This is a genomic window from Roseovarius spongiae, from assembly GCF_003651245.1.
Classification (GTDB): Bacteria; Pseudomonadota; Alphaproteobacteria; order Rhodobacterales; family Rhodobacteraceae; genus Roseovarius; species Roseovarius spongiae.
Genome location: NZ_RAPE01000004.1, coordinates 266,706 through 273,427, shown reverse-complemented (window position 1 = coordinate 273,427; position 6,722 = coordinate 266,706). Strand labels below are relative to the sequence as shown.

General features: G+C 66.5%; 7 protein-coding genes. 1 reads left to right on the top strand and 6 read right to left on the bottom strand.

What is annotated here, in order from left to right; all coding sequences use genetic code 11:
• Nucleotides 1-341 precede the first annotated feature (341 nt).
• On the top strand, nt 342-1,154 hold the full coding sequence (locus D6850_RS14835) for an efflux RND transporter periplasmic adaptor subunit (RefSeq protein WP_166434087.1): 813 nt from the start codon (nt 342-344) through the stop codon (nt 1,152-1,154).
• A gap of 155 nt (nt 1,155-1,309) precedes the next feature.
• On the opposite strand, the gene D6850_RS14830 is transcribed toward D6850_RS14835, so the two are convergent.
• From D6850_RS14830 to D6850_RS19550, 6 genes are read right to left on the bottom strand one after another with little or no spacing between them, the layout of a single operon-like run.
• Nucleotides 1,310-2,257 carry an FUSC family protein gene (locus D6850_RS14830; protein ID WP_166434086.1) on the bottom strand — a complete coding sequence of 316 codons (948 nt, stop codon included), beginning with the start codon at nt 2,255-2,257 and terminating at the stop codon, nt 1,310-1,312.
• A 46-nt stretch (nt 2,258-2,303) separates the two neighbouring features.
• A complete protein-coding gene (gene ureG, locus D6850_RS14825; RefSeq protein ID WP_121168349.1) occupies nt 2,304-3,020 on the bottom strand; it encodes an urease accessory protein UreG in 717 nt (238 codons plus the stop codon).
• Between the two features lie 13 nt (nt 3,021-3,033).
• A complete protein-coding gene (locus D6850_RS14820; RefSeq protein WP_166434085.1) occupies nt 3,034-3,816 on the bottom strand; it encodes an urease accessory protein UreD in 783 nt (260 codons plus the stop codon).
• 25 nt (nt 3,817-3,841) lie between these two features.
• The gene (locus D6850_RS14815; RefSeq protein WP_121168345.1) at nt 3,842-4,513 is read right to left on the bottom strand and encodes an urease accessory protein UreF; all 672 of its coding nucleotides are present in this window, start codon (nt 4,511-4,513) and stop codon (nt 3,842-3,844) included.
• A 17-nt stretch (nt 4,514-4,530) separates the two neighbouring features.
• Nucleotides 4,531-6,240: an urease subunit alpha gene (locus D6850_RS14810; RefSeq protein ID WP_121168343.1), complete on the bottom strand. Its 1,710-nt coding sequence runs from the start codon at nt 6,238-6,240 to the stop codon at nt 4,531-4,533.
• Nucleotides 6,227-6,544, bottom strand: coding sequence for an urease subunit beta (locus D6850_RS19550; RefSeq protein ID WP_166434092.1), 318 nt, complete (start codon nt 6,542-6,544; stop codon nt 6,227-6,229). Before D6850_RS19550 ends, D6850_RS14810 begins: the two co-directional genes overlap by 14 nt.
• Nucleotides 6,545-6,722 lie beyond the last annotated feature (178 nt).

The window sequence follows — 6,722 nt, the reverse complement described above, 5'->3', positions numbered from 1 at the left end:
CGATCCCTTCAGATGCGTGGCGAGATGCGAACAGGAGGTGCACGCGACGGACGGGCGGCTTTCGCCCCGAACGGCGTCCGGGGTCTCGTGAACACGGGAATCGCGCGGACGTTTCACGTACCCGCGCGGCGCTTGCAGACAGCGCCGCCTGAAACAGCAGTTCCCCCCATGGTCTCCCCTGAAACCGTTACACCAATTACCGGCGGAACGCGGTCCGCTGAGTTGTTCCGCCGATGTCGATCCGGCGTGCCCCCACATGCCGGACCGTTGAAATTCTTGTATTATGGTTAGCCGTATACCATGATCGCCGCGTGTCTGGCAATCAGCATAGGACATCGCCGATGAACTTCGCCCCGGTCCGGCTTCTCGGGCTCTGCGCCGCGCTGATCTACTCGGCCGGCGCGGCGGGGGCGCAGCCGGTTACCGAATGCCTCGTGCAGGCCAACGAGATCGCCCGCATCGGCGCGGCCGCGCGCGGCGTGCTGGCGCAGGTCCTGGTGGAGCGCGCGGATCGGGTGGCGCATGACCAGGTTCTGGCCGAACTGGAGGCGTCCGAAGAGGAGGCGCAGCTTGACCTCGCCCGCCTGCGCGTCGGGTCGGACATCGCCGTGCGGCTGGCCCGCGCCAAGGCCGAGACGGCGGAGTTGAACGCGCGGCGCCTGACCACGCTGGTCAAGCGCAACCTCGTGCCGAAATCCGAACAGGAGGCCGCGATCCTCGCCGCGCAGTCCGCCCGCCTCGAGGAGGAAGAGGCGATCTACCAGATCGAGGTGGCGAAGGTGCAGCTTGCCGCCGCGCTCGCCGCGCGCGAACGCAAGCGGGTGCGCGCGCCCTTCAAAGGGGTGGTGACGGACACGCTGATGTCGGCGGGCGAGCTTTACAACGAACAGGCGCCGATCATCGTGCTGGCGCGGATCGACCCGCTGCACGTCGAAGCCTACCTGCCCGCCGCGCGCCGCGCCGACGTGGCGGTCGGCCAAACCGGCGAAGTGACGCTCGAAACCGGGAATACGGTCGCCGCGACGCTGGCGGTGATCGATCCGGTGCTGGACGCGGCGACGGGCACGTTCGGGGTGCGTTTGGAATTGCCCAATCCCGAGGGCGCGATCCTCGCCGGACAAAGCTGCACGCTGCGGCTTGCCGGATCAGATTAGCGCGCAACACGTAGTTGACCGATAATCGCCAACGGGCAATCGCGGTCCTTGTTCCTGCTAGCCCTTCCGCACATCATCATTCTCCGCACGGAAGGCGACATGGTTGATCGACTACGCCCGGTCGGCCGCCACAGGCCGCGCCCGATGGCGTCAGATCAACTTCGTATCGGCGGCGCGAGCAAACCGGGCCGTGGTTTCGGAACCTCTCGCGCGATCTCGATCATGTCACCGATATCCCGCCGAAGCTGATCCAGCGTAAACCCGATCCCGAACATGCGCCGAAGAGTGGCGGGCGGAAGCATGGGCACTTCTCCGCTTTTCCGGATGTCCTCCAGCGCGCCGAGATAGGCCCGCACGGCCGGGCTCAGCGTATCGAAATCCTCCGGCGCATCCTCGCCGACGAGAAGACGCAAAGTCCGCAGCAGGCGCGGTGTGCCGGAATAACGCGTGGATCTTCCGCGCCGCTCATGCTCGGCCTCTTCCACCAAGCCTTCGAGCCGCACGAGGTTCTCGCGCACCTGCGCCGCGAGAGCGCCGTGTTCGCCGCGAAGCGATGGCTCTTTCTTGGACAGGATCTGCATCTGCCGCGCCAGCAAAGCAGTCACCCTGCCAGCGGTTTCGACGGCGGCAGACAATGCGCGCGCGGGATATACCGTCAGGGACACCGCCACGCCAGCGCCACAGCCGAGCGCGACACCCAGCACCCGGTCAAGCGCAAGCGTCAGCGTGTCGAGTTCAAATCCCGGTCCTTCCAGAAGGATGATCACCGCGCTGATCGGCGCCACCCGGAATCCGGGCGAACGTGCGCCAAGCAGCGCCAGGGGCGTCAGCGCGATCACCAGCGCAATGGCGGTCGACACGGGATCCTGCGGAAGGATCAGCACGGCGGCCCCCGCGCCACAGATTGCGCCGACGATCGCCGCGAAGAACTGCTCGACCGCCACGCGGTACGACCCGCCGACGTTACTCTGGGTGACGAAAATGGCGGTAATGACGGCCGAGAACTCCACCTGAAGACCAAGCGAGAACACCAGCAGATAGGCGCCCGAGCCAGACACGACCATGCGCACTGCATGTTTTATCTGCCAGCTCAGACTGTCCATCGGCCCCTTTCGGATTGCAGCCAGTTCGCCCGTCTGATCCTGGTCGTCAATCGTGGTTATGGGTATGACCATCGTCATGCGCGTGATGGTGGGGCGCCATCGGGCCGGGATCGACGGGAATGTGCCCGCCGCCAGCATAGGTCTTGTGCATCTTGCGCACCCAGTCGCACAGTTTTTCCACTGTGTCGGCTCGTTTGCGCGACAACGCAAGGACCGGTCCACCATCGCGGGCCTTTTCTGCGTCGGCGACCATCTGCTCGACATCCACATCGACATGCGGACCCAGATCGATCTTGTTGATGATCAGCAGGTCGGCGCCGCTGATTCCCGGCCCGCCCTTGCGCGCGACATCGCCGCCACCGGCCACGTCAAGCACGAAGAGTTGCGCATCCACCAGCGCCGGTGAGAACGTCGCCGTCAGGTTGTCTCCGCCGCTTTCCACCAGCACGATATCGAGCGGCGCGAAATCGCGCTCCATGTCCTCGACCGCCATCAGGTTCATCGTCACATCGTCGCGGATCGCGGTATGCGGGCAGGAGCCGGTCTCGACGGCGCGGATGCGCTCTTCGGGTAGCACGCCTTCGGATTTCAGGAAGCGCGCGTCCTCGTCCGTGTAGATGTCGTTCGTGATGACTCCGAGCGCGAAGTCGTCACGCAGGTGTCGGCAGATCGTGGCGATCACCGAGCTTTTGCCGGTACCCACTGGGCCGGCAACGCCTAGACGCAGGGCGCGGGTTTGCGGGGTTGTCGTGTCATCATGCATGGCGTCGTCTCCTTCAGATGGCCCAGGGGGGGCCGAGTTCATTCACGCCGCGCATCAGCAGGCGGCGCAGCGACAGGCTGTCAGTTGCAACCGCGCCTATGGCGACGCCCGGCCCGGCCAGCGGCGTCAGCGCAGCGGTCTCGTGGTAGGGGTGTGCGGGGGGCGGCGCCTCGGTCCAGCCGGGATCGACCGCGATCACTGATCCGACCGCGCGATTCCGGTCCAGAACCGCCGCCCCGTTCCAGCCATCGCGGGCGGGTCCGAACGCAACCTGCTGGTCATAAAGCGGCGCGCCGTCCCGGGTGACGCGCAACCGGCTGGTCAGATCGCCCGCAGGCTCGCCATGACGGCCCAGCAACGTTTCCTCTCGCGAGATCATCCGGGCATCGGACGCAAGCGCGACCCGCACATCGTGGCGATGGTTGCAGCGATGCGCCGCGATGATCGGCTCGGCCAGCCAGACGAAGGTGGCCCCGGCTTCGACCCGAACGGTGATCGACATTTGCGATTTCGCGCCCTCCAGCCCCGGCAGGATCAGCATGGCCGAGACCTCTTGCAGCACCATCGTGCTGCCCGCCCCGACTTGCACGTCGAGCGCATAGTCATCCCCGCCCAGCGGCCCCGCGGTACCGGCGGCAAGGGCGACGCGCGCCACATCGGGGCGCCGATGCGTCAGCGGCTCGGACCCCTTGGGGTTGCTCTTGCGCAGGACAAGCGGCCCGTCCGATCGCAGCGTCTGGATGTGGCTGCTGCCGTTCGGGCCGAGCGCGCTGGACAGGACTGCGCGGGCGGACATGGCGCCGATCGGGCGGTGCGCCGATTTAGGATGCAAAGAGTCGTACATCTCGCCTCCTGTGATGCTCGGCGGCGATGTCGGACAGGGGCGCGCCTGGCGAAGGCAGATCGGCGGGCGGGCCGTCGGCGGCAGCGGCAGCCCGCACGGACAGCGCATCCAGCCGTTTCGTCATGCGGGCGAGGATGGCGTGCACATCGAACGGATCGACGCGCATCAGCTTGGCCGCCGCCGCCGCCGCCCCGGAATTGTTCTCGTGCAGGATCGCGAGCGCGGCGTCGCGCGGGCCAAGACCCATAACCGCCGCCGCGACACCCATGACGATGGGTTGATGCGGCGCGTCTCCCAGAGCGGCAAAAAACGGATGCGGATGGATACTGCTCATGGCGCGGCGCAATTGCCGCCCAAGATCGCGCGAGACCTTGCGCAATTCGGGAGAAGGCGCGCGCGCGTCAAGCTCTGCTTCCAGCACCGCCAGATCGCTGAAATCATCGCGCACCGCCCGAATGCAAGCCGCCGCAGCAAACGCCGCCGCGATCAGCCCGGCGGTTTCGGCCCGGCCGATCAGGAAATTCTCCAGCCCCGCCACGTCAGTGACGCGCTTCGCCGTGATTGCCGGCTCCAAGCCGCCGGAGTGGGCATAGCCCCCGGCAGGCAGGCGACCATCCGCCAGTAGCAAAAGGGCTGCCTGCCTTTCCATTCCGGCTGCTTCCTTTTTCAGAACAGGAAATATCGCTGCGCCATTGGCACTTCGCTGGCCGGTTCGTGATCGGCATTCTCGCCATCGATCTTCACTGAATAGGTATCGGGATCGACCTCGATCTTTGGCAGGGCGGTATTTTCCGGCATGTCCTCCTTGGTGCGGCCCCGCGTGTTCGCGATGGCGACGAATTTACGATTGGTGTTGATCCGGTCGGCCAGCCCGTCGTCGATCGCCGCCTGCGACACGAAGGCGACGCTGGTCGCCCCCGAGGCAGGGGAATGCACGTTATACCCGGTCCGCTCCATCACCGGCTGCGGCGTCGGGATCGAGGCGTTGGGATCGCCCAGCGCCGCCGTCGCGACCATGCCGCCGGTAAAGACCGTATGGGGCCGCACACCGAACAGGGCCGGCTGCCACATCACGATATCGGCCTTCTTGCCCACCTCGATGGAGCCAATCTCGCGCTCCATCCCGTGTGCGACGGCCGGGCAGATCGTGTATTTCGCCACGTAGCGCCGCGCGCGCATGTTGTCGGCGCGGTCGTCGCCCGGCAGCGCGCCGCGCAGTTTCTTCATCTGATGCGCGGTCTGCCATGAGCGCATCACCGTCTCGCCGATCCGGCCCATCGCCTGCGCATCCGACGACATGATGGAAATCGCGCCCATGTCCTGAAGGATATCCTCGGCGGCAATGGTGCCTGCGCGCACGCGGCTTTCCGCGAAGGCCAGATCGTTGGGCACCTGCGGGTTCAGGTGATGGGCCACCATCACCATGTCCAGATGCTCGGCCACGGTGTTTTTCGTGAAGGGCCGCGTCGGATTGGTCGAGGCGGGCAGGACGTTGCGTTCGCCCGCGATGCTGATGATGTCGGGCGCATGTCCGCCGCCCGCACCCTCGGTGTGGAAGGCGTGGAAGGTCCGGCCATCGACCGCTTTCAGCAGATCCTCCTTGAACCCCGCCTCGTTCAGCGTGTCTGAATGGATCGCCACCTGTACGCCGGACTCCTCGGCTACCGACAGGCAGGCGTCGATGGCGGCGGGGGTCGCGCCCCAGTCCTCATGCACCTTGAAGCCGCCGACGCCGCCGCGCAGCTGCTCCCACATCGCCTCCCTGGACATGGTGTTGCCGCGCCCGAGGAACAACACGTTCACCGGCCAGGGGTCGAAGCCCTCCAGCATCCGTTCCATCCACCATGAACCGGGGGTGGCCAGCGTGGCCTTGGAGCCTTCGGTCGGGCCGGTGCCGCCGCCGGTGACGGTGGTGACGCCCGAGGCAAGCGCGATCTGCAGCATCTGCGGGCCGACGAAATGCACATGGGTGTCGATCGCGCCCGCCGTGGCGATCAGCCCGTTGCCGGCCATAACTTCGGTCGAGGGACCGATGACCAGCGTCGGGTCGATGCCGTCCATCGTGTCGGGGTTGCCGGATTTGCCGATACCGACGATGCGCCCGTCGCGGATGCCAATATCGGCCTTGATGATCCCCCAGTGGTCGAGGATCACGGCGCCGGTGATGATCAGATCGGGCGTGCCCTCGGCGCGGGTGTGTGACGACTGGCCCATCGACTCGCGGATCGACTTGCCGCCGCCAAACACGGATTCATCACCCCCGCCGGAACGGTCCTCCTCGACCTCGATCGTCAGGCAGGTATCGGCAAGGCGGATACGGTCGCCCTTGGTCGGCCCGTAGGAGGCCACGTATTCGCGGCGATCAACCTTTTGCATCGTCGAGCCTTCCGTTGCACAAGCCGCGCAACCCCAGAACGATGCGCTTGCCCTGAATGGGCACGAGACCCACCTCGGCCACGGCGCCGGGTTCGAACCGTTCGGCGCCGCCCGACAGCACCGCAAGGCGCTTGCCCCAAGCGGCATCCCGGTCGAATTCAAGCGCGGCATTCACCTCGGCGAAGTGATAATGTGATCCGATCTGGATCGGGCGGTCGGAGGTGTTGGCGACGCGGATCGTCGTGACTTCCATCCCTTCGTTGATAACCACATCGCCCTCGCCATAAAGGATCTCGCCCGGGATGACGGGGTCGGCCTCATGATCGAGCGGCGCCTCCGATTGGCGGCGCGGGGCCTGGCGAGTGCCGCCACCCGGGCGGCGCGGCTCGCTCGGGGCGCTGGGTCCGGAGGATCGCGTCCGTTCCTTCGCCTCGGAACTGGTCTGGTCATACTCACGGCCGGGATCGTCGGTCGAGTGCTTG